26 protein-coding genes and 1 tRNA gene are annotated in these 23,819 nt (G+C 71.0%); 15 read left to right on the top strand and 12 right to left on the bottom strand.

Annotated features, from left to right (window positions below; genetic code table 11):
- Positions 1-332 precede the first annotated feature (332 nt).
- A complete protein-coding gene (locus tag FB455_RS11705; RefSeq protein ID WP_145753317.1) occupies positions 333-803 on the top strand; it encodes a hypothetical protein in 471 nt (156 codons plus the stop codon).
- Positions 804-1,008: 205 nt separating this feature from the next.
- On the opposite strand, the gene FB455_RS11700 is transcribed toward FB455_RS11705, so the two are convergent.
- Positions 1,009-1,518, bottom strand: coding sequence for a polyketide cyclase (locus FB455_RS11700; RefSeq protein ID WP_145753315.1), 510 nt, complete (start codon positions 1,516-1,518; stop codon positions 1,009-1,011).
- Positions 1,508-2,242, bottom strand: a complete 735-nt coding sequence (locus FB455_RS11695; protein ID WP_145753313.1) for a class I SAM-dependent methyltransferase — start codon at positions 2,240-2,242, stop codon at positions 1,508-1,510. The genes FB455_RS11700 and FB455_RS11695 overlap by 11 nt, the downstream gene beginning before the upstream one ends.
- Positions 2,243-2,319: 77 nt before the next feature.
- On the opposite strand from FB455_RS11695, the gene FB455_RS11690 reads away from it, so the two are divergent.
- The 3 genes from FB455_RS11690 (at position 2,320) to FB455_RS11680 (ending at position 6,104) form a co-directional block, all read left to right on the top strand.
- Positions 2,320-5,388, top strand: coding sequence for a VWD domain-containing protein (locus tag FB455_RS11690; protein ID WP_145753311.1), 3,069 nt, complete (start codon positions 2,320-2,322; stop codon positions 5,386-5,388).
- A 63-nt stretch (positions 5,389-5,451) separates the two neighbouring features.
- A tRNA-Lys gene (locus tag FB455_RS11685) sits at positions 5,452-5,527 on the top strand.
- Positions 5,528-5,648: 121 nt separating this feature from the next.
- Positions 5,649-6,104 carry a DUF4326 domain-containing protein gene (locus tag FB455_RS11680; protein ID WP_486481522.1) on the top strand — a complete coding sequence of 152 codons (456 nt, stop codon included), beginning with the start codon at positions 5,649-5,651 and terminating at the stop codon, positions 6,102-6,104.
- Here FB455_RS11680 and FB455_RS11675 read toward each other — a convergent pair.
- Positions 6,097-6,984, bottom strand: coding sequence for a hypothetical protein (locus FB455_RS11675; RefSeq protein ID WP_145753308.1), 888 nt, complete (start codon positions 6,982-6,984; stop codon positions 6,097-6,099). The genes FB455_RS11680 and FB455_RS11675 overlap by 8 nt on opposite strands.
- 287 nt (positions 6,985-7,271) lie before the next feature.
- On the opposite strand from FB455_RS11675, the gene FB455_RS11670 reads away from it, so the two are divergent.
- Positions 7,272-7,952: a YdcF family protein gene (locus FB455_RS11670; protein WP_186461571.1), complete on the top strand. Its 681-nt coding sequence runs from the start codon at positions 7,272-7,274 to the stop codon at positions 7,950-7,952.
- Between the two features lie 6 nt (positions 7,953-7,958).
- Here FB455_RS11670 and FB455_RS11665 read toward each other — a convergent pair whose 3' ends face one another.
- Positions 7,959-9,185, bottom strand: coding sequence for a helix-turn-helix domain-containing protein (locus tag FB455_RS11665; RefSeq protein ID WP_030270184.1), 1,227 nt, complete (start codon positions 9,183-9,185; stop codon positions 7,959-7,961).
- 368 nt (positions 9,186-9,553) lie between these two features.
- Between FB455_RS11665 and amcA (FB455_RS34260) the strand changes: the two genes are divergently transcribed.
- The 7 genes from amcA (FB455_RS34260) to FB455_RS11635 all read left to right on the top strand — a co-directional run bounded on the left by amcA (FB455_RS34260) (position 9,554) and on the right by FB455_RS11635 (position 15,320).
- Positions 9,554-9,718 carry a multiple cyclophane-containing RiPP AmcA gene (amcA, locus tag FB455_RS34260; RefSeq protein ID WP_013284417.1) on the top strand — a complete coding sequence of 55 codons (165 nt, stop codon included), beginning with the start codon at positions 9,554-9,556 and terminating at the stop codon, positions 9,716-9,718.
- Entirely contained in the window at positions 9,715-10,062 is a 348-nt protein-coding gene (locus FB455_RS11660; protein ID WP_013284418.1) for a hypothetical protein, read from the top strand. The genes amcA (FB455_RS34260) and FB455_RS11660 overlap by 4 nt, the downstream gene beginning before the upstream one ends.
- Entirely contained in the window at positions 10,059-11,195 is a 1,137-nt protein-coding gene (amcB, locus tag FB455_RS11655; protein ID WP_013284419.1) for a cyclophane-forming radical SAM peptide maturase AmcB, read from the top strand. The genes FB455_RS11660 and amcB overlap by 4 nt, the downstream gene beginning before the upstream one ends.
- The gene (gene amcA / locus FB455_RS11650; protein ID WP_013284420.1) at positions 11,192-11,374 is read left to right on the top strand and encodes a multiple cyclophane-containing RiPP AmcA; all 183 of its coding nucleotides are present in this window, start codon (positions 11,192-11,194) and stop codon (positions 11,372-11,374) included. Before amcB ends, amcA (FB455_RS11650) begins: the two co-directional genes overlap by 4 nt.
- A gap of 62 nt (positions 11,375-11,436) precedes the next feature.
- A complete protein-coding gene (locus FB455_RS11645; protein WP_013284421.1) occupies positions 11,437-12,099 on the top strand; it encodes a pentapeptide repeat-containing protein in 663 nt (220 codons plus the stop codon).
- Between the two features lie 138 nt (positions 12,100-12,237).
- Positions 12,238-13,566: an MFS transporter gene (locus FB455_RS11640; RefSeq protein ID WP_145753306.1), complete on the top strand. Its 1,329-nt coding sequence runs from the start codon at positions 12,238-12,240 to the stop codon at positions 13,564-13,566.
- Positions 13,563-15,320 (top strand): glycosyl hydrolase 2 galactose-binding domain-containing protein, encoded by a 1,758-nt coding sequence (locus tag FB455_RS11635; protein WP_145753304.1) that lies wholly within the window; start codon positions 13,563-13,565, stop codon positions 15,318-15,320. Before FB455_RS11640 ends, FB455_RS11635 begins: the two co-directional genes overlap by 4 nt.
- Here FB455_RS11635 and FB455_RS11630 read toward each other — a convergent pair.
- Entirely contained in the window at positions 15,305-16,285 is a 981-nt protein-coding gene (locus tag FB455_RS11630; RefSeq protein WP_114919595.1) for a DUF2804 domain-containing protein, read from the bottom strand. The two genes, FB455_RS11635 and FB455_RS11630, sit on opposite strands and share 16 nt — an antisense overlap.
- 45 nt (positions 16,286-16,330) lie before the next feature.
- Positions 16,331-17,521: a CAP domain-containing protein gene (locus FB455_RS11625; protein ID WP_486481521.1), complete on the bottom strand. Its 1,191-nt coding sequence runs from the start codon at positions 17,519-17,521 to the stop codon at positions 16,331-16,333.
- Here FB455_RS11625 and FB455_RS11620 point away from each other — a divergent pair.
- Positions 17,509-17,688 carry a DUF7737 domain-containing protein gene (locus tag FB455_RS11620; protein ID WP_486481525.1) on the top strand — a complete coding sequence of 60 codons (180 nt, stop codon included), beginning with the start codon at positions 17,509-17,511 and terminating at the stop codon, positions 17,686-17,688. The two genes, FB455_RS11625 and FB455_RS11620, sit on opposite strands and share 13 nt — an antisense overlap.
- Before the next feature lie 27 nt (positions 17,689-17,715).
- Here FB455_RS11620 and FB455_RS11615 read toward each other — a convergent pair whose 3' ends face one another.
- Positions 17,716-19,428, bottom strand: coding sequence for a Na+/H+ antiporter (locus tag FB455_RS11615; protein ID WP_145753302.1), 1,713 nt, complete (start codon positions 19,426-19,428; stop codon positions 17,716-17,718).
- Between the two features lie 64 nt (positions 19,429-19,492).
- On the opposite strand from FB455_RS11615, the gene FB455_RS11610 reads away from it, so the two are divergent.
- Complete coding sequence (locus tag FB455_RS11610) at positions 19,493-20,230, top strand: Clp protease N-terminal domain-containing protein (protein ID WP_013284429.1); 738 nt, start codon at positions 19,493-19,495, stop codon at positions 20,228-20,230.
- Positions 20,231-20,278: 48 nt separating this feature from the next.
- On the opposite strand, the gene FB455_RS11605 is transcribed toward FB455_RS11610, so the two are convergent.
- Together FB455_RS11605 and FB455_RS11600 are read right to left on the bottom strand one after the other, a co-directional pair.
- The gene (locus tag FB455_RS11605) at positions 20,279-20,797 is read right to left on the bottom strand and encodes a hypothetical protein (RefSeq protein ID WP_013284430.1); all 519 of its coding nucleotides are present in this window, start codon (positions 20,795-20,797) and stop codon (positions 20,279-20,281) included.
- 108 nt (positions 20,798-20,905) lie between these two features.
- Entirely contained in the window at positions 20,906-21,091 is a 186-nt protein-coding gene (locus tag FB455_RS11600; protein ID WP_145753300.1) for a DNA repair protein, read from the bottom strand.
- Between the two features lie 230 nt (positions 21,092-21,321).
- Here FB455_RS11600 and FB455_RS11595 point away from each other — a divergent pair, with 230 nt between their 5' ends.
- Positions 21,322-21,987: a GNAT family N-acetyltransferase gene (locus FB455_RS11595; RefSeq protein ID WP_186461569.1), complete on the top strand. Its 666-nt coding sequence runs from the start codon at positions 21,322-21,324 to the stop codon at positions 21,985-21,987.
- Positions 21,988-22,170: 183 nt separating this feature from the next.
- On the opposite strand, the gene FB455_RS11590 is transcribed toward FB455_RS11595, so the two are convergent.
- Genes FB455_RS11590 through FB455_RS11580 form a run of 3 tightly spaced genes read right to left on the bottom strand, consistent with a single transcriptional unit; the run spans position 22,171 to position 23,724 of the window.
- Positions 22,171-22,872: a TetR family transcriptional regulator gene (locus tag FB455_RS11590; protein ID WP_013284433.1), complete on the bottom strand. Its 702-nt coding sequence runs from the start codon at positions 22,870-22,872 to the stop codon at positions 22,171-22,173.
- Positions 22,811-23,293 carry a thiol-disulfide oxidoreductase DCC family protein gene (locus FB455_RS11585; protein WP_145753296.1) on the bottom strand — a complete coding sequence of 161 codons (483 nt, stop codon included), beginning with the start codon at positions 23,291-23,293 and terminating at the stop codon, positions 22,811-22,813. The genes FB455_RS11590 and FB455_RS11585 overlap by 62 nt, the downstream gene beginning before the upstream one ends.
- On the bottom strand, positions 23,290-23,724 hold the full coding sequence (locus FB455_RS11580; RefSeq protein WP_013284435.1) for a hypothetical protein: 435 nt from the start codon (positions 23,722-23,724) through the stop codon (positions 23,290-23,292). The genes FB455_RS11585 and FB455_RS11580 overlap by 4 nt, the downstream gene beginning before the upstream one ends.
- Between the last annotated feature and the right edge of the window lie 95 nt (positions 23,725-23,819).

The following is a 23,819-nucleotide window of genomic DNA, read 5'->3' as shown; positions in this document are numbered from 1 at the left end:
AAGATATTTGTGATGCTCTTCTGATGGTGCCGCTGCGGGAGCGACTCGCTCTCGCAGCGGCATCATCACGTCGCGCGTGGGCGGGCATGACGGTGCTCGCGCCTCCCAGAGAGAGCGGAGGCAGGTCAGCGACCCGGTCGATCAGGGCAGCCGTGCCGTCCAGGGCCGCGAAGGCAGCCGGCGGATCCTTTCCATGGCGGCGGCCAGATCGTTCGCTGCCGTCGCAAGCGGGGTTGTCGCTTCCTGTGCGTAGCGCCGCGCGGTGGCGACGTCGATTTCAGCTGCCGATCAATCTCAATCCATGTTGATGCTTCGTTCGGCATGGTGCGGCCATGGAGAATGGGCTGATCGCAGTGTGGGATAGCGAAAGGGGCTCGGCCGTGCCGGAGGGTCCAAGCGTGTTGGATGTCCTGCCTGGGATCGGCCTTGATCGTGCCCGGTTCGGGGAGAGCCGTTCCAGTCACCGTGAGCGGCTCGGAAGCTACGAGGCTTTCGAGCGAGTGCCGGGCGCGGGGGTGACCGACATCTATGAAGATGGAATGGTCATGCTGTCCTACGACGAGCTGGACCGCCTCGCCTTCATAGAGATCGGAGGCGAAACAGCCGTGTCACTTGGTGGAACTCAATTAACGGGAAGGCCTCTCGTGGCCGTGCTTGAGGAGCTGACTCAGGGCGGTCTCACGGTTGATTTCGACGGCGACTCGTCGTACGCAATCTCGTCAACCGGAGTTGAACTCTTCACCAGCTCTCCGGATGACGTTGATGAACCGGCTGGGGGAGTTTCGATAGCGCGAACCGGGTGAGAACGAAGTGCGGAGTTGCGCGCACCGGTTGCTGTCAGCTGCTGAGCAGGGTGCAGATGCGATGCCCACGCCGATCCACCACAGCAACGGGCCGATGACCGTCATCAGGGGTCAGGAGAATCCACTGACCACCCCGGCCATCGGCGTAGCGTAGGTCGAGAACCTCTGCCGGTCGTGAACGTATCCGGGGGTCTAGCCACGACGGTCAGCGAGCCGGCCCGTCGCCGGACTCGGCGAGCTGCTTGAGGTTCAGCAACTGCCGGCGGGCCATCACCAGGTCGCCGAGGCAGCCACCGAGGGCGATCACCGGGTTCGTCCGCATCACCACCTTGAGCAGCAGGCGGGTGGTGTTCCCGGCGTCGGGCACCAGGACGTACGACAGAACCGCGCCCATGATCTCGCCGGTGAGGTGGTGTCCCGGCTCGACCGCGAGGATCCGGCCCCGCCGCCGCCCGCCGGCAGTGGTGAACGCCTCGCCCATCACCGGCTCGGTAAGGTCCACCAACCGTTGCGGTGAACGGCGGCCGAGATTGTCGATCCAGTCGTACGAGTACGGCGCGAGCCGGATCTGGGCGACCCACCGCCACACGGCGGAAGGTGGCGCGTCCACGCTCACCCCGCGCCACGCCCGCAGGTTGGGCGCGGGAACGAAGTCGTCGCACGGGTACCGGCGACGTGTCTCGTCGTCGGAGACACCCCACCGGTCACCGAGCATCGGCCCGGCCCAGCACCAGCGTGGTCCGCAGGTCGAGCACGACGGTGCCGCCGAAGTCGTCGACCAGCCGGTCCAGCGCGGCGATCCCGCGTCGCTGCTGCTCCGGGGTGCGGGAGAGGTACGGCCCGAACGTGCGCATCAGCGCCAGGTACCGCTCCTTGTCCAGCGGCAGCTCCCGCCGGAACACCTCGCGGCGTACGTCGTCGAACTGCCCGCTGTCGAGGACGTCCCGGTGGAACCAGTCGACGGGCCGCTCCCGGACGGTGGGGTCGACGGATCGCAGCGCGGCCCGGACGGCGGCCTGCTGAGCGGCGTCGGCGTAGTCGTAGCGGTGCCCGAAGACGGCGAGGGTGCCGCCGGGCGCCAGGGCGCGGCGGGCAAGGGCGTTGCGGGTGGCCGGGTCCAGCCAGTGCCAGACCATCGCGCAGGCGAGCACGTCCACCCCACCGGCGGGCGGCGACCACCGCTCGAACGTCGTTGCCTCGATGCGCGCTTCCGGGAACCGCTCGGCCAGCCGGGCCGCCATTCGCTCGTCGGGCTCCACGCAGGTCAGGGGCGCACTGAGGCGGGCCAGCACCTCGGTGCCCTTCCCGGTGCCCGCGCCGACCTCGACCACCGACGCCGGTGCGCCGCCGTGGTAGGCGAGTATCGACTCGGCGATCTCCGGCGGATATCCCGGCCGGGCGCGCTCGTACAGGTCGGCGACCGTGCCGAAGACATTCATCACCAGCAGGATACGGCTCCGACCGGTCTCCGACAGACCGCGCGGAAACCGGCCCACCCGCTTCTACAGTCCGCACCATGAGGTGGACCCTGCGGCTGGTTGCGGCGCTCGGCGTACTCGCGACAGCTCTGGCGACCGGGTCGGCGAGCGGCGCCGCGGCGCCCGCCGACGGCGGCCTCGGCCTGACCCTGCGGCCCGACCAGGCCGACTACCAGGCCGGGGACCAGGTCCGCCTCGACCTCACCGTCACGAACACGAGCGGGTCGGCGTGCGCGCTCGCCACCGGGCCCGTCGGCACCGTGCAGGTCACGGGGGTACGCCGGGACGGGCGCGACGTCGAGCCGACGCTGGCCCGCAGCTTCTTCGAGGACGGGATCGGCGCCGTCGCCACCGCCGGGCTCACCACTGTGGAGCCGGGCGCGACCGCCGTCGTCACGCTGACCGGGGTACGGCTGCGCGACGGCGACGTCGTGCTCCGCTCGGTGGCCGCCACCCCGGACGGCGGTGGGCTGGACACGCTCTGGCCGGTCGGCGCACCCGGCCGGTACGAGGTGACCGCCGGCTACGTGACGCTGCCGGTCACAGGCGCGACGAACCCGTGCGCGGGCGCGACTGCGCTGCGGACCGCCACGTTCACCGTGTCCGACGACGGCGGGACCGGACGGCGCTGGCTCTGGCTCGTCGGCGGGGGAGCACTAGCGCTGCTCGTCGTCGCGCTGGTCGTGCTGCTGCTGGTACGCCGACGACGCCGGCCGACAGCCGCCGCCGTGGCCCTGGTGCTGCTGGTGGCCGTCGGCGCGTACGTCGGCGGTGGTGCCCGGCCGGCGCGGGCCGACTACGGCGTCGACCCGACCGCCGGGGTGCCGGTCAGCGGCGTCGACTTCCAGGCTGCTGTCGACGGCTGCCTGGCCGGGTTCGCGCTACCCGGCGGCGACCCGTCCGGCCTGCTGCCGCGGCTGCGCGACAAGAAGAGTCCCCGCGTGCGGATCATCCCGACCACGGGTGGCTCCGGCGCGTTCGAGACGCCGGACAGCGCCGACGGCAAGGGCTCCTCGACAGTCACGTGGAACCCGACCTCCACCGACCCGTACGGCGACGGGGTGGCCCGCGACCCCTGCGCCGCGCTCTACCACGAGCTGAACCACGCCGACGACATCTCCCGGAACGCGGTGCCGCAGGGCGAGTGCGGCGGCACCGGCATCCGTACCGCCGAGGTGAAGGCGACGCTCGCGGAGAACCGCTACCGGGCGGCGAAAGGGCTGCCGCCGCGCACCGAGTACGACGGGAAGCCGCTGCCGAAGAACCTCGACGAGTGCAAGAAACCGGCCAAGAAGACGCCGCCGCCGAAGGGCCCGGTGAAGCTCTGCGAGGACGGCGCTGACTGCGGCGGCAGCAACGGCGACCCGCACCTGGTCACGTTCGACCGGGTCGCCTACGACTTCCAGGCCGTCGGCGAGTTCACGCTGGTCGTGTCCACCGGCGGCGACCCGCTGGAGGTGCAGGTCCGGCAGGCCCCGATGGCCGGCACGCGTACCGCCTCGGTCAACTCGGCTGTCGCGTTCCGGATCGGCGCGCACCGCGTAGCGCTCACCCTCACCGACGGCGGCACCCGGGTGCACGTCGACGGCGCGTCACCGGCCGCGCTGCCGGACCGCACCGACCTGGCCGGCGGCGGCATTCTCACCCGCCGCCCGTCGGACACCGGCCCCACCGACGGGTACGACGTGACGTGGCCGGACGGGTCCGCGGCGGCGGTGGACCAGATCGGCCGGTACGGCTACCGCGTGCTGGTCCGGCTCGCCGAAACCAGGGCCGGGAAGGTACGCGGACTGCTCGGCGACTTCGACGGCGACCCGGCCGACGACATCGCGCCCGCCTCCGGGGCGGCGCTGGCCCAGCCGGTGCCGTTCGCGAAGCTCTATCCCGCGTACGCGGACAGCTGGCGGATCACCCCGGACCGCTCGCTGCTCCACTACGACGACGGGCAGGACACCGGCACCTTCACCGACCGCGCGTTCCCGGAACGGGAGGTCACCGTCGGCGACCTCGACCCGGCCCGGCGCGCCGCGGCCGAACAGGTCTGCCGCTGGGCCGGCGTGACCGCGCCCGCCCAGCTCGCCGAATGCGTCTTCGACGTCGCGGTCAGCGGCCGACCCGAGTTCGCCGTGGCCGGCGCGAGCACCGAACGGGTCGCCCCGCCGGCCGCCACCCCGATCACCGCCGTACCCGTCGCCACCGCCACGCTCACCCCCGGCGGGGAGCCGCTGACGTTCGCCGCCCGCGCCGGGGACGCCGTCTTCGTCGACGCCACCGCGCCGGGAATCGGCGACCGCTGCTCGCCGTACGTGCTCACCGAGCCGGGCGGACGGGAGATCGCCAGCGGATGCAACATCAAGGGCGCCGGGTACGTCGACCGCGTCGACCTCACCGCCACCGGCACGTACGCGCTGCGGGTCACCGCCGCACCCGGCGACACCGGCCGCGCCGCCGTGCGGGTGTACGCGGCCCGGGACAGCGACGGCACGGTGCAGCCGAACGGCCCGGCGGTCACCGCCACCGTCGCGCAACCCGGCGCGCGGGCGCGTTACCGGTTCACCGGGCGCGCGGGGGAGCGCGTCTACGTGGAGGTGCCCGCGAGCAGCCTCACCGACCAGTGCTCGCCGTTGGAGCTGCGGGACGCCGAGGGACGGCTGCTGCGCAGCGGTTGCGTGATCAACGGCGCCGGCGAGATCGACGGCACGCTGCTGCCCGCCGACGGGACGTACACCGTGGTGGTCGACCCGACCGAACGCGGCACCGGCACGACCATGCTGCGGCTGGTCACCAGCCGGGACCGGGAGGCGACGATCTCGGTCGGCGGACCGCCTGTCGTCGCCGTCGTGGACCGGCCCGGCGCGATCACCGGCTACCGGTTCACCGTCGCGGCCGGCGCGTCCGTGACGGTGAGCGCGACCGCCTCTGACCTGCCGGACCAGTGCGGCGTGCTGGCCCTGCGCGCGCCCGACGGCAGCACCGTCGGCACGGGCTGCGTGATCAACGGGGCCGGTGAAATCGGGCCAACCGTGTTGCCGGCCTCCGGGGCGTACACCCTGGTGGTGGACCCGTCCGGGGCCGCGACAGGGCAGGTCACGCTGGCGCTGCGGTGAGGCCGACCCTGCGTTTCCGGGGTGGTGTGCGGGCGTGCTAACGTCTCGTCCCGTTGTCAGCGAGCGCCGCTAGCTCAACTGGCAGAGCAGCGGACTCTTAATCCGCGGGTTCGGGGTTCGAGTCCCTGGCGGCGCACCAACGATCAAGGTCTTGACCTGGTGGTTCTCACCGGGTCGGGGCCTTTTTCGCGTACGCGGGCGGTGGGTGGTCGCTCGGTGGGTGCTCGGGAGCCGTTGGACCGGGCCGGCGTTGCTGGGACATGTCGTTGTTCCGTGGACGCCTGGGCTCATCGTCATTTTCTGAGGTGGCCAGCCCGCATTGGGTCCTCGGGGTCGTTGGCGCATCCGCCCGCCCGGGCGTCGACGCGCTTCCTTCGAGCATCCACGCGGGGCCGATCATTGGCGATTACGCTGGCGGTGTGGGGGGACAGCCGCGGGTTCGTGTGCAGGGGGATCTCTATCACCCGGTGGTGCCGCCCGGTGCCGTGTATGTGGGGCGGCAGGGGTTCGGGTTGCGGCGTTCTCCGTGGGCCAATCCGTTCAGCCTGCGAAAGCATGATCGGGCGGAGGCGTTACGCCTCTATCGGCAGTGGCTTGTGGGGCAGCCGGCCCTCGTGGACCGGGCGCGTCGAGAGCTCACGGGGAAGCAGTTGGCGTGCTGGTGCCGCGTCGAGGATGCGTGCCATGCCGACGTGCTGGCCGACGTCATTAGTTGACGTGCAGCCGGTACCGGGCGGTGGGCCGTCTCGGTGCGTAGACGCCGCCGATGCTGAAGGACTGCGGTCTTGCCGCTTGGTTGCCTACGTAGAAGGCGACGTCGCGGTCGGCGGCGCAGAGCCGGGTGAGAAACCTGTTCTTCAGCTGCTCCTCGGCCTCTGGGTCGGTGAGCTTGCTCAGGCGACGTTGTAGGGCGACGAACTCCCAATCCCAGAGTGTCTGCTGGTGACCGCGGCACTGGCGGTCCGCGCAGCGGTAGCGGTAGGCGCCGGTGAAGCGCGGTGCTTGAAGCGGGCTGCGCTTGGCCGGTTCCAGTAGGTCGAACTGGTTGAGGTAGCCAGCGATCTTCCTGCGATCCTCCGCCGACCAGCCGGGGTGTCGCTTGACCTGAAGCGCCGAGATGTCGGCCACGCGAATGAGCGCGATCGATCGTGCGCTCGGGTCGTCGCGGGCCTGTTTGTTGAGCCGGCACATGGAGTCTTCGACGAGTGGATCGAGGAGGTTCCGGCGCGACTGCCGATTGGCGATATGCCGCTCGGTGGTGATGGTGTCCACGATCGGCTTCCAGCTCTCGCGCCGCTGGTCTTGCCTGGCTGGGAGCGCCTCGACGTGGATGATGTCGTACTTGTGGAACTTGCCGTCGTCGTCGAGGTGCCGGTAGTGGATTGGGTAGAGGCGAATCCAGCCCGTCCAGGGTGGGTCCATGCCCAGTGCCCCGACGCAGACCGTCTCGCCGTACCGCGCGGAGGGGTTGGGTGCCGCCTTCACTGTGATCAGGAGGCGGAGTTTCGCTGGTCGTGCCAGGACTGGTTTCAGTCTTGGCTCTTCGTCGGTGCTGGGTCCCCACAATGGAAGCTGTTCCAACGGAACCACCCACATCGCTAAATGCAGCTGTACAGACACATTCAGTTACATGGACAGTCTCACATTTGGGGGAGCTGGCGCTAGCCGGCCGGGCGAGCAGGTATGGCAGGTCCCGGGTGAAACTGGCAGGCGTCGCCTCGTCGAGCTTGGAACCTGACCGCCCACGTCACGATGCCCCCGACCGCCGCCAACCTTCTGATGCTTAGGAGGCCAGCGGCCTGGTGCTGGAGTCAGCGGCGTCGTGTGCCCTGCTACCCCTACGCTGGCGGCATGAGGGAACCCAGCGCGGACCGGACTGGTAGGTGCTGATGAGCCGGCATGCGGCGGCACCTGCCGAGGCGATCCCCGACGCGATTCGGGCGGACGTGGAGACGCTCTGGCGCTACCACGACATGGGTCACGAGTTGCATCCGTGCGACGTGGGGATCGGATTGGGCAGTCATGACCTCGGGGTGGCTGTCATCGCGACGCGCTTGTTTCACGAGGGCCTGTTCCCCAGGATCGTGTTCACCGGCGCGAACGCCCCGACGACCGTCGAGCGTTTTCCGCGTGGAGAAGCAGTGCACTACCGCGAGTACGCCATTGAGCAGGGTGTACCCGGGGAAGCGATTCTCGTAGAGCCGCGTGCCACGAACACCGCTCAGAACCTGGAGTACTCGCGTCAGCTCCTGACCGAGCACCAGATACCGGTGAAGTCGGTGCTGATCATGTCGCGGCCCTACCAACAGCGTCGGGCCTACGCCACCTGCAGGCTTATGTGGCCGGAGGTTGATGTGGTGTGCGCGTCGAATCCACTCGAACTGGACGACTACGTGAGTAGCATCGGCGACCCGCGGCGGGTGGTGGACATGCTGGTCGGCGACACACAGCGGATCGAGGTGTACGCCGAGCGCGGGTTCGCGATCCCGCAGGAGATGCCGGACGAGGTACGGGAGGCCTTCCAGCGCCTGGTGGCCGCTGGCTACACGAGCCGACTGATCTGAGCCCAGCTACCAGCGCGGCCCTCCCGACCGAACGCCCATCCGGTCGCTGAGTTCGACGGCCAGTCGAGGTGGTCGGGGGCGGGTGAGGATGTCCCGGACGAGGTCGCGGGAGAGCCGGTGGTAGCGCACCTGGTCGGGGCCGATGACCTCGGCGTCCAGAAGCGCCGCGAGCGCGTCGTCGATGCGGTTCCACCGGGCAAGGGCTCGGGCGGTCTCGATGGCGTGCCGAACCTGCCGCTCGACGGGCACGGTGCTGGTGTCGAGTGGGGCGCCGATGGCGATGGCGCGTTGCACGTCGCCGAGTTCCATTGCCACGGTCGTCTTGTGGATCGACACGTTGGTCGGGCCGAATGCGGTCCACACGTGGTTGCCATCGGCACCGAGTCGCCGTGCGGCGGCATCGGCTTCGGCGATGTGGGTGTCGGCGGAGGCGCGGTCGTCGTCCCGGGCGGCGGCCAGCGCGCAGACCAGGTGCAGGCTGCCGTAGACCGACAGCAGTTGCGGAGTCGGCTTGGCGAGCCGTGGTCCCAGGAACTGCGCCGCCGTGGCGGCGAGGCCCCGGGCTTGGGCATATTCACCGATGGACGCCAGCGAGTGCGCGGCGGAGCGGCTGAGTGAGCCGATGACGACGTGATCGTGGCTGGCGTTCGCGGCGGCCAGCCCTCGGCTGGCGGCGGTCCACGCGAGGTCACCTTCGCCGAGCTTGGTGAGGAACAACGCGGCGAGTTGGTGGGCGTAGGCGGTCATCGCATGTGCGCGCCGGCCGTCGTCTCCGTCGTACGCCTCGGTGGCGGTGAGGCAGTCGTGGATGAGGTAGGGCAGCCGGCGGGCGAGGGTGCCATAACGGGAGTGCTGGTAGGCGGTCCAGATCTCGGCGACATCGATCTCGATCTCGCGTAGGGTGAGGGCCTCGACATCGCCCGTGCGGGCCAGCGTTGGCGCGAGGTGACGATAGTCGTGGAGAGCGGCCCGCAGGGCGGGGATAGTTTCGCGTCCCGAGTCGTCCGACCACTCGAACAGGCTCGGTGCACCGATCAGGTCGCCGAGGGACACGTCGAGGGCCTTGGCGATCGCGCGTATGACCGACAGCCGGTCCAGGTCGGCCCGGTTCGTTTCGACCTTGCGTAACCACTCCTGCGTCTTGCCGACCAGACCGGCCAGCACCTCCTGGGAGAGCCCTCGCCGACGCCGGTAGAAGGCGACGCGCTGGCCGATCGTCATGTCGTCCGTCATCCCTCGCACACCATCACCCTGCCCGCTGAAGGCTGCTGGACCCGGTACGGATTTTCCCGGTCCTCCGAAGGGGTCGCCCCTACGTTCAGTTCACCTCGGATCAACGGCACGTGTCGATGCCGGTGTCGGGATGACTGACAGGAGCTGCAGATGGAGGGATCGATGAGCGGCGCTCCACACCACGGTCTGGGCCGCTGGCTCGGCCCGTCCGGGAGCGAACTGTCTCGAGGCTTTCCCCGCCTGCGTACCGCCATGAGGGCTGCGTGGGTGGGTGATCGGCGGTCCGCTCCCAGCCGCCGTGGTGCGGCGGCGGGCTCGCCGATCCCCCGGCGAGCCCGCCGCTCATCGTCCCTGGTGGGGGTGGCGGCATGACGGTGTACGTCTCGCGTAACGCCATGGCCGGCCAGTCCCGGCTTCCCGAGCCGAGGTGGACGGCCTCGCCGGGACGGGTGTGGCCGGCTGATCTGCCGCTTCTCACCTTCGTGTGGCGTCGGCTGTTCGAGCAGCAAGCCCGCGAGGGCGGTCGCCGGTGACCGGGCCACAGCGCCGTCTCGCGGCGAACCGGCTCGCGCCAGCCGAGGTGGAACATCTGCCGATGCGCCCGCTGTGGCGGTGTCGCCGGTGCGGTCAGCCGTGGCCCTGCGGCGCGGCGAAGCTCGCGCTTCTGGCCGAGTACCGAGAAGTGCCGGTGAGCCTGTTCCTCTACCTGGCCGGCTGCCTGCACGACGCGATAGATGACCTGCACCGGCTGAACCCGAGCGTCACGGGCAGCGCCGCCGACATGTTCGACCGGTTCCTCGGCTGGCCCGCCCGCCACACCCACGCCTACCGCGTCAGTACCACCACGGCCGTCAGCATCGAGGAGGCCACCTCGTGAACGGTATCGGACTCATCGACTCCACCGGCCAGCCGGCGGTCGCTGGCAGCTTCCACACCCTGGTCGTGCAGCCGACGAGCTTCTGCAACCTAGACTGCACCTACTGCTACCTGCCCGACCGGAGATCCCTGCGTCTGATGAGCGGCGCGGTCGCGCAGGCTTGCGCCGAGTCGATCGCCCAGCAGAACAGCGGTCATCCGGTGAGTGTCGTGTGGCACGGGGGCGAACCCACCGCCACACCCATCGGGCTGTTCCGGGATCTGCTGGCCCCGTTCGAGGAGCTGCGGCGCGCGGGGCTGGTGTGTCACGAGATCCAGACGAACGCGACGCTGATCAACCGCCAGTGGTGCGAGCTGTTCACCACCTACGGGTTCGAGGTCGGGGTCAGCATCGACGGACCGGGCGCGTTGAACCGCAACCGCCTCGACCGGGCCGGCAACCCGACGGACGCCCGCACCCTGCGCGGCATGCACATGCTGGCCGGCACGGGGCTGAGGTACTCGGTGATCTGTGTGGTCACCCCGGAAACCATCGAACACGCGGACGCACTCGTCGACTTCTTCACCGGCCTGCCGGGCTGCGAGTCTGTGGGTTTCAACATCGAAGAGCAGGAGGGCGCCGACCGCGCACCGGTCGCGGAGGATGACGCGTACCGGTTCTGGCAGCAGCTCATCGCACGGCGCGTCGGCGGCAGCACGCTGCGGATCCGCGACGTGGACCGCCTGGCCGACTATATTGCCGCCACCCGCTCCGGCCACGTCGATCACGCGCCCTACGAGCCGATCCCGACCGTCTCCTGGGATGGGCAGGTGGTGCTGCTGTCACCGGAGCTGCTCGGCATCACCGAGCCGCGATACGGCGATTTCATTGCCGGCAACGTCCTCCAACAGCCGATCACCGCCATGCTTGCCGGCGCCGGCGACCTGGACTACGTCGCCGAGTTCCTTACGGCCCTCAACGACTGCGCCGACCACTGCGCCTTCTACGACTTCTGCCGGGGCGCGCAGGCCGGCAACCGCTACTTCGAGCACGCGACGTTCACCGCCCGAGAAACGACCTACTGCCGAACCACCCGACAGGCCCTCGTCCGCGCCGCCGCGGACCACCTCACCCCGCAAGGAGAAGCACCATGACCAAGGCCCTTGCAGTCCTCATCAACGCCGCACCCGAGCACCTCGCCCGCCTCGGCGTCGACCCGCAGCGGTCGGTAGCGTCGATCGACGCGGCGAAGTTCGACAACCGCCCCACCTGGGACAACAAGGGTAAGTTCGACAGCCGACCCGGCTGGGACAACTGGAACAAGAAGAAGTAGCCCTCCGCGACGGGACGCGCGGGGTGGCGTGCCCACCCCGCGCCCACACAGGTTGAGGACACATGCGCACCACCACGATCGGCGACCTGAAGATCCTGCTGCCGGACCTCGATCCGGACGACCTCGACACCACCACGGACCTCGCCGACGGCCTCACCGAGGCACTCGTCAACGGCGCGGCGTGGCGCGGCTCGCACCTCGAGGACGCCAGTATCCGCAGCAGCCTGATCGCTGGCGCGGACCTGAGCGAGAGCACCTGGGAAGCCGGCAGCCTCTACGGCTGCGAGATCACCCGCACCGACTTCTCCGGAGCGACCCTGACCGGCATCACCGTCGAACGCTGCGCGATCACCGGCTCCCGGTTCACCGGCGCGAGACTCACTGACGTACGCCTCAAGGACGTCCTGTTCGACGGCTGCCGCTTCGACTACGCCAGCCTCCAGCGCGTCGCCGCCGCCGGCTCGGTCGCGTTCACCGACTGCACTCTCACGAACGGCGCGTGGTCTTCCTGCCGACTACCTCGCCTGGTGTTGCGGTCGTGTGACCTCGCCGGTCTGGAACTGGACTCCTGTCACCTCGACGGGACCGATCTGCGGGGCAGCCGCCTCCACGGTCTCAAGACGTCGCTGGACAACCTGCGCGGTGTCACGCTCGGCGAGGACCAACTTCCTGACCTCACCCAGCTGACCGTCGCCGCCCTCAACCTCGCCGTCCGCAAAGACTGATGACGAAGGCCATGGTCCGGCTACTCCGTACCAGGGCCTTTTCGTCGTGCCCGCACTTCAACGGCGGCGTGGCCGACCCCGGACCCATCGACGGCCGGACGGGACGGATCATATTCTGATCCGTCGAAGGAGGCCGTCGTGTCCGCCACCCGGAGCGTGCTCACCCCGGCCACGTCGGCCGGTCCAGCCGGCCTGCGGCCCCGCACCTGGACCGCGCTGATCGTCCTCGGACTCGTCGGGCAGATGGCCTGGACCATCGAGAACATCTACCTGAACCTGTTCGTGTACGACACGATCACCGACGATCCGAACGCGATCGCCACGATGGTCGCCGCCAGCGCCGTGACCGCCACCGTCGCCACCCTGCTGCTCGGCGCCCTCTCCGACCGGACCGGCCGGCGCAGGTCGTTCATCGCCGGCGGCTACCTGCTGTGGGGCGTCTCCACAGCCGCCTTCGGCTTCCTGACAGTGGGTTTCGTGGAGGACATCGCGCCCGTGGCGAACGTCGTGCTGGTCACGGCGATCGCGGTTATCACGCTGGACTGCCTGATGTCCTTCCTCGGCTCGGGGGCCAACGACGCGGCGTTCCAGGCGTGGGTCACCGACGTGACGGTGCCGGCGAACCGTGGCCGGGTCGAGTCGGTGCTCGCCATCATGCCGCTGGTCTCGATGCTGGTGATCTTCGGCGGGTTCGACGGGCTGGCCCGCGCCGGGAACTGGCAGCTGTTCTTCGTGGTCATCGGCGCGATCATGGCGGTGGCCGGGGTGCTGGCCTGGTTCCTGGTCGAGGACAGCCCGTCACTCGTCCGGCACGAGGGCGGCTACCTGCGGGCTGTCGTCCACGGTCTGCGCCCGGCCGCCATGCGGGCCAACCCGGGGCTCTACCTCGCGCTGGCGGCCTGGTCCGTCTGGGGGATCTCCACGCAGGTGTTCCTGCCGTATCTGATCATCTACCTGCAGCGGTACCTGAGGATCGAGGGGTACGCCGTCGTCCTGGCCGTCGTCCTCGTCACGGCGTCGGCGGTCAGCGTGGTCGGCGGGCGGCTCATCGACCGCGTCGGCAAGGTGCGCTTCCTGCTGCCGGCGGTAGTGGTCTACGGCGCCGGCCTGGCGCTGATGTTCCTCGCCCGCGGCATGGTTCCCGTGATCGCCGCCGGGATCGTGATGATGTCGGGCTTCATGCTCGTCCTCGCCCCGATCGGCGCCCTCGTCCGCGACTACTCACCACCGGGCCGGGCCGGCCATGTCCAGGGGCTGCGGATGGTCTTCGCCATCCTCATTCCGATGCTCGTCGGCCCGTACCTCGGCGCCGCCGTGATCACCGGCGCCGGCGAGGTCTACGAGGATCTCGGCGTGGTGAAGCAGGTCCCGACGCCGGGCATCTTCCTCATGGCACTGGCCGTGCTGGTCCTCATCGCGGTGCCGGCCGTGGCCCTGCGGCGGCGGGAGCAGGGGGCCCCGGCATGACGCTGCTGACCCCGTGGGGTGCCACGCTCGACGCGGAGCGTGTCCTGCCCGACTATCCCCGTCCCCAGTTCGCCCGGGACAGCTGTCTCAACCTCAACGGCCGGTGGGAGTACGCGATCACCGGCTCGCCCACCGAGCCCGAACGCTACGACGGCCATATCCTCGTGCCGTTCTCGCCGGAGTCCGCGCTCTCCGGCGTCGGGCGGCAGCTCCAGCCGGGCGAGACGCTCTGGTACCGCCGTCCGCTGACCCTCCCGGCGGGCTTCCACGCCGCCGGCTCGCGCCTGTTGCTGCACTTCGGCGCGGTCGACCAGACCTGCCGGGTCTACCTGAACGACGTCCCGGTCGGCGGCCACACCGGCGGGTATCTGCCGTTCACCTGCGACATCACCGACGCGCTCCGCGAGGACGCCAACGTCCTGGTCGTGGCGGTCCAGGACGACAGCGACACCGGCCACCACTCCCGGGGCAAGCAGCGGCTGCGCCGTGGCGGCATCTGGTACACCGCCCAGTCCGGGATCTGGCAGACGGTGTGGGCCGAGAGCGTGCCCGCCGTACACCTGCGGCACCTCACCCTGACGCCGCTCCTCGACGAGAGGTGCGTCGAGGTGACGGCGCACGCGACGGCGGATGCCGGCGACGCCGGCATCCGGATCCTGGCTGACGGCATCGCGGTGGCCGAGGCCACCGCGCCGGTCGGCGTGGCGGTGCGCATCCCGATCCCTGAGGTACGGCAGTGGAGCCCGGAGGATCCGTTCCTCTACGACGTGACCGTCGAGCTGGGCGCGGATCGGGTACGCAGCTATTTCGGCATGCGCTCGTTCGGTGTCGGACCGGACGGGGACGGCGTGCCCCGCCTGCTGCTCAACGGCCGGCCGTACTTCCACGCCGGGATCCTCGACCAGGGCTACTGGTCGGACGGCATGTACACGGCGCCTTCCGACGAGGCGATGATCGCCGACATCGCCACGATGAAGCGGCTCGGGTTCACCATGCTGCGCAAGCACATCAAGATCGAGCCGCTGCGCTGGTATTACCACTGCGACCGGCTGGGGATGCTGGTCTGGCAGGACATGGTCAACGGCGGCAGCGGTTACCACCCGCTGGTCGTCACCGCGCCGGCGGTGACGCCGCTGCGGCTGCCCGACCGGGGCCGGTTGCGGCGCTGGTTCGGCCGCGCCGACGCCGGGGGACGGGCCCGGTTCCGGACCGAGATGCGCGACACCGTCGAGCATCTGCGCAACGTGGTGGGCCTCGCCGTGTGGGTGCCCTTCAACGAGGGCTGGGGGCAGTTCGACGCGGCCCGGATCGCCCGCGACGTCGCCGAACTCGACCCCACCCGTACTGTCGACCACGCCAGCGGATGGCACGACCAGCGTGGGGGTGACCTGCGCAGCCTGCACGTGTACTTCCGCCGCTTCCGGGTGCCGCGGCGACGCGGTGACCGCCGGGTGCTGGTGCTGTCCGAGTACGGCGGCTACAACCTGCGCGTCGACGGGCACGCGTTCAGCCGCAAGGATTTCGGCTACCGGCGGTGCCGGAGCACCGAGGAACTGGCGGAGGCGTTCACGCGGCTGCACACCGAGCAGATCGTGCCCGCGATCCGGGCCGGTCTGAGCGCGACCGTCTACACCCAGCTGTCCGACGTGGAGGACGAGCTCAACGGCCTGCTCACGTACGACCGCCGCGTGGTCAAGCTTCCCGAGGAAGTGGTGCGGCAGGTCAACGCCCGGCTGCGTCACCAGCGGTTCTGAGCCTCCTCCGCCCACCCGACCAGGCCGTCCAGAGCCACCCGTTCGCCGTCGTCCGCCTGGGCCCAGCCGGAGAAGTGCCCGAAGCACTGGTGGGTCTCGCTGGCCACGACGCCGAGGTTGGTGCGCGAGATCTTCTCGTGGAACGGGTGGAACTCCACCTCGACCCGATCGCCGCTGATCCGCCACGGCCGCAGCCAGTCGTGGCGGTCGTAGCTCCAGTGCAGTTCGGCGCCGAGCTTGTGCAGCCGGCCGCCGACGAACAACGCGTTCTCGGTCGAGCCGGTGCCGTCGGTCCACTTGCCGCCGAGCTGGATCGACACGTCCGGTCCGCTGCCCGCCGCCCAGTTCCACGTGATCGCGTACGGCCATTTGCCCCGGCCGTGGTCGAGCACGGCGAACGAGTCCCGTTCGGGCACGACGTGCGTCGTGCCGTTCACCCGCAGCGAGCCCCGCACCGGGCGGCCGACGTCCTTGACCGTGTACTGGAACCGGCGGGTGCTCCACGGGACCACGACGCCGAGCGACTCGTGGCCGGGCGGGAGCGGCACCACGAGGTCGATCTCGATGCCCGGTGCGGTGGCACGGATCGTGCTGCCCTCGGTGGTCTGGTCGATGTCGATCGACAGGCCGCCGCCGCGCGCGTACACGGTGCCCACGCCGCTGACCGGCGGCAGCACGGCGCCACGGGCGAAGGGGACCACGACGTCCTTGCCGGTCTCGACCTTCGTGGCGCGGTCGAGCACGTAGACGCCGTGCACCCCGGCGTAGTCCAGCGACGACGCGACGAGGCCGACGATGTGGGTGGGCGTCACGATCCCCCAGTACTCCCAGCGCTTGGCCCTTCCCCAGCCGCGCAGGTTCGCCCGGTGCAGCGGCCGGCGGGTCCAGCCGACCGCGGCGGGGTTGAGCCGCCCGTCCGGCATGCACAGGTCGACCGGCTCGACGATCTCCTTCTCGTGCGTCATCAGGGGAGCGTAGCGACCGCCGACGACCGTGGTCCGGGCCCGCTCTCAGTAGTCGATGTTGATGGCGGCGACCTGGCGGCTGCCGTTGGAGACGATGGCCGGGCCGGCGAAGCGGGAACCGGTGTACGTCAGCGCCGTCTTGTGGCCGGGACTGTTGAACCACGCCTCGATCATCTGCTCGGGCGTGGCGGTGCCGGACGACGCGAACAGCACCTCGTGCCCGCAGTGCTTCAGCCCGCTGCCGGCGTTCAGGTTCTGCCGTACGCAGGCCTCCGCGTCGCGGTGCTGCGCCGCGCCGAGCTTGACCTCGGTCAGCCCGAGCGCGCGACGCCGCTCGTTGAGCAGCACCAGCAGCCGCCGTTCCGCGGTGGAGACACCCGTCGACGTGCCGGCCGACCGGGACGGCGACGGAGTCGGCTTCGGTGACGGCTTCACCGACCTGGCGCGACTCGGGCGCGCCGTGGTGGGGGACGGTTTCACCGTGGTCGCTGAAGGCTCCACCGCGGTCGGGGAGGGCGTGAGCGCCGGTGCGGCGGTCGCGGCCGAGGGCCGCGCGGCTGCCGCGCTCGCCGGCTGCCGGCCCGGCTCCTCCGGGTAGTTGGCGAGGACGAGCCCGCCCCCGCCGAGCACGGCGACGGCGGCGACGACGCCGACCAGGGTCTTGGACAGGGAGAGCGTCGACCGCGCCCCGGCGGTCACGATCTGCGCGCCGGGCGGTACGACGTGCGACGGCGAGGCGACGTTGCGCAGGTGGTGCGTGACGTCCGAGGCGAGCCCGGCCGGGATCGGGGTGAGCGCCAGGCCGGCCAGCAGCCGCTCGGCGGGGACCAGGTCGGTCGTCGCGTCCGGGCAGTGCGGGCAGTCCCGGATGTGGCGGGCGAACCGCTTGCGCCACACCGGCGCGGGTCGGCGGTCCCAGCCGCCGGCCGTGTCGGCCAGGCCGGCGCAAGCGGGCCGGGCGGTGAGGGCCCGTACGACCAGCCGGGCGGTGTCCAGCTGCGCCTTCATCCGGGAGACGCGCACTGTCACGTGGTGCGGGGCCAGCTTCAGGGCGTCGACCAGGTCGGCGCGGCTGAGGTGACCGGCCTCGACCAGCCACCACAGCGACAGCAGGTGGCGGTGGTCGTCGTCCAGCCAGCGCGTGGCCAGGACGACCTCCCGGCGCTGGTCGGCGAGGCGGAGCTGGGTCAGGGTCAGGTCCTCGAAGTCCGCGCTCCGGGAACATCCTGATCGCACCGGACGAGCGGTACCTGTGCATCATCCCGGACTCGGCGAAGGCGAAGGAGCCGGAGATGTACCTGCCCTTCGAAGGTGACAGCCGGCTCGCCGAGATCATCAGCAAGGCGTTGCTGCTGGCCGCCGACAAGAAGATCAAGGATCCGGTGATCCTGCGCCAACTGTGAGGCGGTCGGCGGGCGCCGGGTCCGGAGTCAGCCCGGCGCCCGCTTCGGCAGCAGCAGCTCCTCGTGGTCGAGTTCGCGTTCCAGCACGCGTAGTTCCTCGTCCGGCAGCCGCCCGGAGTCGCGCCACCGCAGCAACTCCTCGCGCTGCGCTTCGAGGACGGTCCTGCGGACCCGCAGCGCCGTCTCGTACTCCGGTGAGGTGGGCAGCTCCGACGATCCGCTCTGCTGGAGCAGGTCGAGCCGCCCTCGGTAGCGGGCCAGCCGGGTCTGCAACTGTGCCCGCGTGGTGTTGACGGCGACCCTGCTGTCCGGCTCCTCGGCGGCGACGAGGTCGAGGCGGGCCAGCGCGGCCTCCACCGCGGCCGAGCGGGCCTCGTTGCGTACCCGGGCCTGGTCGGCCTCGTTGGCGCGCAGGCCGAGCATGCGCGCGAGCGGCGCGAACGTCAGGCCCTGCCCGACCAGCGTCACCAGGACGACCACGAAGGTGCAGAACAGCAGCAGGTCACGATCGGGGAAGGGATCTCCGCTACGGGTGGTCAGCGGCAGTGTGAAGATCGCGGCCAGGCTGATCACGCCACGCGTACCGGACCAGCTCAGGGCCACCACCTCGCGGGAGGTGAGCCCGCGGGCGTTGCGGTCGACGCCGCCGAGCCGGCGTGCGGCATCAGGGTCGTCGGTGTCGTCCTGTTCGGCGACGCCACCGAGCCGGGTGTGCAGCGACCGGGGGAGCCACTGGGTCAGGATCAGCCAGGCCGGGCGGAGAAGCAGCACCACGCCGACCGACACGGCGACGGCGATGACGATTGTCGACGTCTCGTACTGGCGCAGGCCCCGCATGACGGCGGGGAGCTGCTGGCCGATCAGCAGGAAGACGAAGCCTTCGAGGAGGAAGTCGACGAGCCGCCACACGGCGTTGGTCTGGAGGCGGGCGGCCCCGGAGCCGAACTGTGGCGTCTCGTGGCCGACGATCAGGCCGGCGACCACCACTGCCAGCACGCCGGAGACGTGCAGCGCCTCGCCGAGCAGGTACGCCACGAACGGCGTCGCGAGCGAGATCGCGTTCGACAGCAGCGGGTCCGCGGTGAGCGGCCGGACCAGCCGTTTCGCCCGTGCGACGACCACGCCCACCGCGATGCCGCCGGCCGCCGCCAGCACGAACTGCCCGATCGCGGCGGGGAACGAGAACGTGCCGCCCACGGCGGCGGCCACAGCGACGCTGAGCATGGTCAGCGCGGTGGCGTCGTTCAGCAGCCCTTCGCCCTGGATGATCGTGACCATCTTCGGCGGCAGGTTGACCCGGCGGCCCACGGCCAGGGCGGCGACCGGGTCGGGCGGCGCGATCGCGGCACCGACAGCGATGCCTGCCGCCAGCGTCGCGCCGGCCACGAACAGGTGGAACCCGATGCCCACGAGCAGTCCGGTGAGGAGCACCAGCACCACGGAGAGGCTGACCACGATCCGCAGGTTGCGGCGGATGTCCAGCAGGGAGGAGTCCAGCGCGGCGCTGTAGAGCAGCGGCGGCAGCACGACCATGAGCACGAGGTCGGGGTCGAGGCTGACGTTGGGGCCGGGGAGCAGCGCGTACGCGATGCCGATGAGTGGCAGCAGCGCGGCTGCCGGCAGGCCGGTCCGGGAGGCCACCCACCGCACGGCGATGACGACCGCGACGGCGGCGAGCACGAACAGCAGTGTCGAATGGGTGCTCACCTCGACCGACAGTACCCGCGTCGAGATCATCATGCGACGCGGACGGTGCCGTCAACCGAGGGTTGACGGTCCGAGATCGTCAACCTATGGTTGACGCATGGAGGAGACCGAACCGCTCAAGATGACCCAGCCGGTACGACTCGACGACCTCATCGACGGCATCAAGAAGGCGCACACCGACGCGCTCGATCAGCTGGCCGGCGCCGTTCTCGTCGCCGACCACCTGGGCGACGTGGCCGACCACCTGATCGGGCACTTCGTCGACCAGGCGCGCCGCTCCGGCGCCTCGTGGACGGAGATCGGCCGCAGCATGGGCGTGACGAAGCAGGCCGCCCAGAAGCGTTCCGCCGCCAAGGCGGAGACCGCCGCCGCGCTCGACCCGAACTCCGGGTTCGGCCGGTTCACCCCGCGCGCCCGCAACGTGGTGCTGGCCTCGCAGGAGGAGGCGCGGGCTGCGGGCAACGCCGAGATCACCCCGGGCCACGTCGCGCTCGGACTGCTCGCCGAGCCGGAAGGGCTGGCCGCCGCGGCGATCGTGGCTCGGGGCGTACCCCTGGAACGGCTGCGGGAGGTCGTCACCGCGACGCTGCCGGCGAAGGCCGACCCGGTCCCGGACCTGATCCCCTACGACGCACGGGCCAAGAAGGTCCTGGAGCTGACCTTCCGAGAGGCGCTGCGGATGGGGCACAACTACATCGGTACGGAGCACATCCTGCTCGCCCTGCTGGAGGAGGAGGGCGACGACGGCGTGCTGCGCGGCCTCGGCCTGGAGAAGTCCGCGCTGGAGTCGGCGTTCGAGGCGGCGCTCGCCGAGATCACACGGAAAGGGGCCTGACACCACGCCGGGCACGCGTCACGGGGGCGCGTGCCCGGCGTCCGGGTGTCAGCCGGCGGTGGGGAAGCCGTACCGGGCGGCGTGCTCCGGGTCGGCGGGGTCGACCTGGCGGATGCCGGCGTCGGCCAGCCGCTTGTTCACCTCGTCGAGGTGCTCCCGGACCAGCCGGGCCTCCTCCTCGGTGACCCGGCCGCGGTGCGGGCGCCCGGCGTGCTCGATGGTGCCGTAGTCGATCTTCTCGGTGGCGCGGCGGGCCTTCGGCGGCTTGACCCGCTCGGCGGTACGCAGCAGTTGCGCCATCGGCACGTCGGTCGCCATCGCGTCGAACTCGCTGGCGGTCAGCACCACCCGGCGCGGCTCACCGTGGCCGTGCCGGTCGTGGATCTCCACCACCGCGACGTCGAGCGCCGCGTCGTCGATGCTCTCCACCTCGACCGCGGTGGCGTCCAGCTGCACGGGGCCGGCGACCAGGTCCGGGTGCTCCAGGACGACGACCTTGACCACCTCGTCGTCGGGGCTGAGCACCTGACCGGTGAAGTCGGAGACGTGGATCGTCTTCTTGCCCATGCGCGGAGCTTCTCCTGTCGTAGGCCGGAAATCGGACCACAAGACGCTACCGCACAGGTGTGCGAAGGCCGGTACGCCCGCCCGGCCGGTGTGTCGCCGCCCGCCCTCTCAGAGGGGCGTGAGGCCACGCCAGGCGGCGGTGCCGGCCGGCTGCGCGTTCAGCTCGGCCCAGGAGAGCGCTCGGTCGCGGGCCTCGCGGTACGCCGGCTGCGCCGGGAACCGTCCGGCGTCTGCGGCGGCCCGCCAGCCGCGCTCCGCGTCCTGCTGGTATCGGTCATTCGGTTCGTGAGGCATGACCACTACCGTCCCAGAGAAACTTGTCCATGTATGGAAATGAATATGACGCAGGGGGCGATGCCTTCGGTTCCGCGAAGCGCCGGGGTTCCTGCGGCCGGTGGCGGAACCAGGAATCGGCGCCCGCCGCTGGCGTGCCGACCCTCTACCCGCGTGCCGCGCGTCTCAACCGCGCCGCGATCGGCGAATTCCGCAGGCACGGGCGCGGCGTCCCGGCGTACCATGATCACGTGCTCGACCGGCGGGTCTTCCTTCATCTGGCGACCTGGTTGGGGCAGTGGCCGGCGGGCCCCGGGCTGCACGTGGTCCGGTCCTACCGCCGCGCCCGCCCGGCCTGGGACGGGCGGCTGCGCCCGGCCGTCGCGGTGACAGCGGGCGGCAGCACCGTCCTCTCGGTGGCCGCCGACCGGGTCGAGGCGGTCCGGACGCTGGTGCGGGACCGGCCGCTCGGCGAGTGGCTGCCCGCCCTGCCGGACACGGTCGGCATGCCCGAGTTCATCGCGCACACCTCGGTCTTCCGGTGGTGCACCGACCCGGCGCCGCTGCCCGAGGTGGGGGAGTGGGTGCCGCCCACGCTGGCCGGGTTGCCGCCGTGGCTGCGGCTGTTCGACCGGGAGGTGCTCGTGGTCCGGGGCGCCGACGGCGCGTACCGGGCCGGCGTGGGGATCAAGCGGCACGACGCGTACGGGCATGAGCTGGCGGTGGGCACGGTGCCGACGGCGCGCGGGCGCGGCCTGGCCCGGCGGCTGGTCGCGCAGGCGGCCCGCCGGGTGCTCGACGAGGGGGCGATCCCCACCTACCTGCACGACCCGGGCAACGCGGCGTCCGGCCGGGTGGCCGAGGCGGCCGGGTTCCCGGATCGCGGCCTCACCGCCTTCGGCGTCTTCCCCCGCTGAGCCAGCCTGGATCCCCGGCCTGGCGCGGACCGTGGATCCCGGGCCGGATCCACGGTCCGCTGCTCTCCCCCAGGCCCCGACATCGGTAACGCTATGTGTTAGTGCCGGTGGTCAACAAGGGGTGTGCCACTGTCCGGTTACGGACTCTCACCTGCGCAATCGCTGGCAGGCGCGGCGGCGAAGTCAGTGACGCAGCGTGTGGATCAGGGCGAGCGCCTGACGGGTGACCGGCCGCAGCACGCGCAGCCGGGACAGCCCCACCAGCCGGTCCACGAGCGGCACCACGCCGTCGATGAGCTGCCGGGTCTTGACCTGCCCCTCCGAGCGGTCGTGCACCCAGTAGAGCACCACCCCCATGTAGCCGAGCCAGAGCAGCTCGGGCAGCGCCTCGCGCAGCTCGTCGTCGAGCTTGACGGTGGACCCGGTGAGTGCCTCGCGGAACAGCGCGATCGACATGTCCCGGGGCGCCGACGACTCGGCGGAGAACGGGCTGAGCGGCGAGGTCGGCTCGGCCGCCGTCTTGAAGAAGGCGCCCGCGAACGCGTGGTACGGGCTCAGTACGTCGACGCCCGCGTGCAGCACCCCGGCCAGTCGCGGGCCGAAGTCCCGCTCCCGGGCGAGCACCGGCGCGGCCGCCTCCCGGTGCTCGCGCTGGGTGCCCGCGTAGAACTCCTGGACCAGGTGCTCCTTGGAGCCGAAGTAGTAGTAGGCGTTGCCCACCGCCACGCCTGCCTCCTGGGCGACCGCGCGCATCGTCGTCCGCGCGTATCCGCGCTCGCGGAACAGCCGCATCGCCGTGTCCAGGATCAGCTGACGGGTCTGCTCACCCCGGGCCGTCGACCCCTGTCCACCCGCAGCGGTCGTCGGCGCACTCTGCTCGGTCATCGTCGTCACCGTATCCCGGTTCCCGGATCCGTTCGCGGACCGCTGAGGCCGCCGCCACCACCCGCCGGGCCAGCGGCAGCAGGTGCGGGCGGGCCAGCCGCTCGGCCGTGGCGCGATGTTCGGCGAGCGCCCAGAGGCAGGCGAACCAGGCGCCGTCGCCGCGGTAGACGGCGCCGGTGTCGGCCACCACGGTCAGGTCGCGCAGCGCGGCGTCGTGGTCCAGGCCGGGGAAGCGCCGCCGGGCCTCGGCGGACCCGGCCGGCACGAACTCCAGCGGTACGAGCTGGGCGCGCGAGGCGAGCCACCGCCGGGCGGCCCGGCACATCGGGCAGTCCGCGTCGAACAGGACGGTGAACCCGCGGATCCCACCGGCCCCGTGCCCGGTGGGATCCTGCCGGCGCCCGCCCGGGGCGGACGTCACCGGGCCGGCGGGTTCGGACCCGCCGGTACCGGTCCGCCCTGCGGCGGGAGCATTCCGACCGGCGGCAGCGGCGGGTGGGTGGCCTGCTGGCGCAGGCGGCCGCGGCGGTAGCGGCCGAGCGCGAAGACGTTGAAGAAGTGCAGCGCGCCGAGCACCAGCAGGACCAGCCCCACCTTCAGCGAGAGCTGCTCCAGCGCCTGGCTGGCGTCGCCGACCGGACCGGACTCCTTCATCGCCACCGTGACGTAGCCGAGGTTGAGCAGGTAGAAGCCGACCACCAGCAGGCTGTTGACCGCCTCGGCCAGCCGGCTGTCGGCGAACACGTCCTGCAGGAACACCAGCCCGTTGCGGGACAGCGCCCGCGCCACCCAGATGGTGAGGCCGATGCTCACCGTCAGGTAGGCCAGGTACATCCAGACCTTCACGTCCATCCCCGTCGCCTCTCTTGAACGTGTTCAAATCCTGGGCGCCCTGAGCGTACGACAGAATTTGAACACGTTCAAGAAGGCGGCCCGCCGTCCGGAGA

The sequence above is a fragment of the Micromonospora sp. CNZ296 genome, assembly GCF_007827635.1.
The sequence above is the reverse complement of the archived record's forward strand: the minus strand, read 5'-3'. Positions and strand labels throughout refer to the sequence as shown.

What these genes read in the sequence shown, in the direction of transcription:
- FB455_RS11705 (WP_145753317.1), top strand. Translation starts at nt 333, where the DNA reads ATGGAGAATGGGCTGATCGCAGTGTGGGATAGCGAAAGGGGCTCGGCC.
- FB455_RS11700 (WP_145753315.1), bottom strand. Translation starts at nt 1,518, where the DNA reads ATGCTCGGTGACCGGTGGGGTGTCTCCGACGACGAGACACGTCGCCGG.
- FB455_RS11695 (WP_145753313.1), bottom strand. Translation starts at nt 2,242, where the DNA reads ATGAATGTCTTCGGCACGGTCGCCGACCTGTACGAGCGCGCCCGGCCG.
- FB455_RS11690 (WP_145753311.1), top strand. Translation starts at nt 2,320, where the DNA reads ATGAGGTGGACCCTGCGGCTGGTTGCGGCGCTCGGCGTACTCGCGACA.
- FB455_RS11680 (WP_486481522.1), top strand. Translation starts at nt 5,649, where the DNA reads ATGTCGTTGTTCCGTGGACGCCTGGGCTCATCGTCATTTTCTGAGGTG.
- FB455_RS11675 (WP_145753308.1), bottom strand. Translation starts at nt 6,984, where the DNA reads ATGTGGGTGGTTCCGTTGGAACAGCTTCCATTGTGGGGACCCAGCACC.
- FB455_RS11665 (WP_030270184.1), bottom strand. Translation starts at nt 9,185, where the DNA reads ATGACGGACGACATGACGATCGGCCAGCGCGTCGCCTTCTACCGGCGT.
- amcA (WP_013284417.1), top strand. Translation starts at nt 9,554, where the DNA reads ATGACGGTGTACGTCTCGCGTAACGCCATGGCCGGCCAGTCCCGGCTT.
- amcA (WP_013284420.1), top strand. Translation starts at nt 11,192, where the DNA reads ATGACCAAGGCCCTTGCAGTCCTCATCAACGCCGCACCCGAGCACCTC.
- FB455_RS11645 (WP_013284421.1), top strand. Translation starts at nt 11,437, where the DNA reads ATGCGCACCACCACGATCGGCGACCTGAAGATCCTGCTGCCGGACCTC.
- FB455_RS11635 (WP_145753304.1), top strand. Translation starts at nt 13,563, where the DNA reads ATGACGCTGCTGACCCCGTGGGGTGCCACGCTCGACGCGGAGCGTGTC.
- FB455_RS11630 (WP_114919595.1), bottom strand. Translation starts at nt 16,285, where the DNA reads ATGACGCACGAGAAGGAGATCGTCGAGCCGGTCGACCTGTGCATGCCG.
- FB455_RS11615 (WP_145753302.1), bottom strand. Translation starts at nt 19,428, where the DNA reads ATGATGATCTCGACGCGGGTACTGTCGGTCGAGGTGAGCACCCATTCG.
- FB455_RS11610 (WP_013284429.1), top strand. Translation starts at nt 19,493, where the DNA reads ATGGAGGAGACCGAACCGCTCAAGATGACCCAGCCGGTACGACTCGAC.
- FB455_RS11605 (WP_013284430.1), bottom strand. Translation starts at nt 20,797, where the DNA reads ATGGGCAAGAAGACGATCCACGTCTCCGACTTCACCGGTCAGGTGCTC.
- FB455_RS11600 (WP_145753300.1), bottom strand. Translation starts at nt 21,091, where the DNA reads ATGCCTCACGAACCGAATGACCGATACCAGCAGGACGCGGAGCGCGGC.
- FB455_RS11590 (WP_013284433.1), bottom strand. Translation starts at nt 22,872, where the DNA reads ATGACCGAGCAGAGTGCGCCGACGACCGCTGCGGGTGGACAGGGGTCG.
- FB455_RS11580 (WP_013284435.1), bottom strand. Translation starts at nt 23,724, where the DNA reads ATGGACGTGAAGGTCTGGATGTACCTGGCCTACCTGACGGTGAGCATC.